Here is a 3,184-nt window from a genome sequence, read left to right as displayed (position 1 = left end):
CGTCCACCCGGTCCAGGTCCGGTGTGTCGGGCTCGCCGGCCAGTACGGCTGCGGCGGACCAGTCCACGAACTCGGTGAGTGCGTGGTCGGTGCGTAGCACGCTGTCGCGGAAGACGGTGGAGCTTTCCCACAGGTGTCGGCCCATGCCGATCCACTGTGATCCCTGGCCGGGGAAGATGAAGGCCACTTTTGACGCTCGACCGGACCCGCAGGTCAGCGTGTCGAGTTCGGCGGTGAAGTCCTCCCGTGTGGTGCCGATCATGACCGCGCGGCAGGGCAGCGCCGCGCGACCGTGCAGCAGGGAGTGTGCCACGTCGTGGACGGATATCTCTTCGTTCTCGACCAGCGCCGTCAGCCGTCGTGCCAGCTCCCGCAGGGCGGGTTCGGTGTGTGCGGAGAGTATCCAGGGCACCGGTCCGGTCGGGGGTGTCTGTGAGGTGTCGGGTTCTGGTGTGGTGGGGGTCTGTTCGAGGATGACGTGGGCGTTGGTGCCGCTGACGCCGAAGGAGGAGATGGCCGCGCGGCGGGGGTGTTGGTCGGTGGTGGGCCAGTCGCGGGGTTCGGTGAGGAGTTCGACGGTGCCGGTGGTCCAGTCGACTTCGGGGGTCGGTTCGTCGGCATGGAGGGTCTTGGGCATGACCCCGTGCCGCATCGACAGGACCGCCTTCATCACGCCGGCGACTCCGGCGGCGGCTTGGGTGTGGCCGATGTTGGACTTCAGCGATCCGAGCCACACGGGCTGGTCGCGGTGTTGTCCGTAGGTGGCGATCAGGGCCTGGGCCTCGATCGGGTCACCGAGCCTGGTGCCGGTGCCGTGTGCCTCGATGAGGTCGATGTCGGCGGGGGTGAGTCGGGCGTTGGCGAGTGCGGTGTTGATGACGCGTTGTTGGGAGGGGCCGTTGGGGGCGGTGAGGCCGTTGGAGGCGCCGTCCTGGTTGACGGCGGTGCCGCGTACAACCGCCAGCACCTGGTGTCCGAGGCGCAGGGCGTCCGACAGCCGCTCCACCAGCAGCAGGCCGACGCCCTCGCTGAGCACGGTGCCGTCCGCGGCCGCGTCGAATGCCTTGCACCGCGCGTCGACGGCCAGCCCCCGCTGCCGGCTGAACTCCACGTACGGGTGTGGGACGGACATCACCGTGACGCCGCCGGCGACCGCCAGCGAGCACTCGCCGGAGCGCAGCGCCCGCACGGCGAGGTGCAGGGCGACCAGGGAGGAGGAGCAGGCGGTGTCCAGTGAGACGGCCGGGCCCTCGAAGCCGAAGGTGTACGAGACCCGACCGGACGCCACGCTGGACGCGCTGCCGTTGCCGAGGTAGCCCTCCAACTCGGCGGGGAAGCCGCGCAGGCGGGTCACGTAGTCCTGGTACATGATGCCGGTGAAGACGCCGGTGCGGCTGCCGCGGAGTGAGGTGGGGTCGATGCCGGCACGTTCCAGCACCTCCCAGGTGGTCTCCAGCAGCAGTCGCTGCTGAGGGTCCATGGCCAGTGCCTCGCGCGGTGAGATCCCGAACGGGTCCGGGTCGAAGGCACCGGCCTGGTCGAGGAAGCCGCCCTCGCGGACGTACGCGGTGCCCGGGTGGTCCGGATCCGGGTCGTACAGGCCGTCCAGGTCCCAACCGCGATCGGTGGGGAACGGCGAGACCGCGTCCCCGCCCGAGGCCATCAGCTCCCACAGCGACTCCGGCGAGTCGACCCCGCCGGGCAGCCGACAGGCCATCCCCACGATGGCGATCGGCTCGGCCGCCCCCTCCTGAAGCGAGGTGTTCTCCCGGCGTAGCCGGGCGTTCTCCTTGGCCGACACGCGCAGCGCCTCGACAAGCTGTTCATTGGTCATCATCGCGCCCCTCAGGCTTCGGTTCCGTCCATCACGTGCCGGATCAGCGCCTCGGCGTCCATGGCGTCGATCAGGTCGTCCTCGTCGGGCTCGGCCGCGTCCGGTGCCTGCGCCGGGTCAGGGCCGGCCAGCTTCAGCAGCGCCTCCAGCACGCCGGCATCGCGGAACCGGGCGACCGGCACGCGCGCCAGGACCCGGCGCAGCTCGTGCTCGTCCATCTCGTCCTCGGGCCCGGCGGCCGTCGGGGCGGGGGAGACCTGGTCCAGCAGGTGCCGCGTGACAGCGTCGGCCGCCGGATAGTCGAAGACGAGTGTGGCGGGCAGCCGGAGCCCGGTCATCGCCGACAGCTGGTTGCGGAACTCCACGGCGGTCAGGGAGTCGAAGCCGAGGCTCTTGAACGCCTGGTCCGGCTCAATGGCGCCGGGGTCCGGATGCCCGAGCACCTGGGCCACCTGCTCGATCACCGATGCCAGCACCGACTGCTCCCGGTCCTCCGGGGCCAGCATCGCGATCCGTCGCGTCCAGGACTCGTCCCCGCCGGCGCTCGTCCCGACGGCCTGTCGGCGCGGCGTGCGCACCAGCCCGCGCAGCAGGACCGGCACCGCGCCGGAGCGCCCGCTGGTGGACAGGTCGAACATGGCCGTCACCACCTGCTCGAGGTCCGTGGCCAGCGCGGCATCGAAGAGCTTCAGGCCCTGCTCGTCGGTGAGCGGCCGCAGGCCGGAACGGGCCAGCCGGTCGTGGTCCGCGCGGACAAGGTGGCGGGTCATGCCGCTGGTGCGTTCCCACGAACCCCAGGCGAGTGAGGTGCCGGGCAGGCCTTGGTGGCGGCGGTGGGCGATCAGGGCGTCGAGGAAGCTGTTGGCGGCCGCGTAGTTGGCCTGTCCGGCGCTGCCGAGCATGCCGGCCAGCGAGGAGAAGACGACGAAGAGGGTCAGATCCTGGTCGCGGGTGAGTTCGTGGAGGTGCCAGGCGGCGTCGGCCTTGGGGGCGAAGGTGGTGGTCAGGGCGTCGGTGTCGAGGTGGTCGATGGTGGCGTCGGCCAGCGCCCCGGCCGCGTGGATAACGCCGGTGAGCGGGCCGGTCTCGTCGATGAGGCGAGCGAGGGCGGCGCGGTCGGTGAGGTCGCAGGAGATGGTGCGGACGCGGGCGCCGTGTTGTTGGAGTTCGGTGGTGAGTTCGGTGGCGCCGCCCGCGTCGGGTCCCTGGCGGCTGGTGAGGACGAGGTCGCGGACGCCGTGTTCGGTCACGAGGTGGCGGGCGATGAGGGAGCCGAGGCTCCCGGTGCCGCCGGTGATCAGCACGGTTCCTTCGCCGATCGTCACCGGCTCGGTGAGAGCGACCCCGGTC

The 3,184-nt window shown here is 71.3% G+C and carries 2 protein-coding genes; both read right to left on the bottom strand.

Annotation, left to right across the window (positions count from 1 at the left end; all coding sequences use genetic code 11):
* Positions 1-1,837, bottom strand: a 1,837-nt coding sequence (locus JK364_RS54025; protein WP_201858818.1) for a type I polyketide synthase, incomplete at its 3' end; no start/stop codon positions are given.
* Between the two features lie 8 nt (positions 1,838-1,845).
* A partial coding sequence (locus JK364_RS54020) for a type I polyketide synthase (RefSeq protein WP_201858817.1) occupies positions 1,846-3,184 on the bottom strand: 1,339 nt, incomplete at its 5' end.

Origin of the sequence: Streptomyces endocoffeicus (assembly GCF_016741935.1) — a bacterium.
GTDB lineage: Bacteria > Actinomycetota > Actinomycetes > Streptomycetales > Streptomycetaceae > Streptomyces > Streptomyces endocoffeicus.
This window is presented reverse-complemented; position numbering and strand designations above follow the sequence as displayed.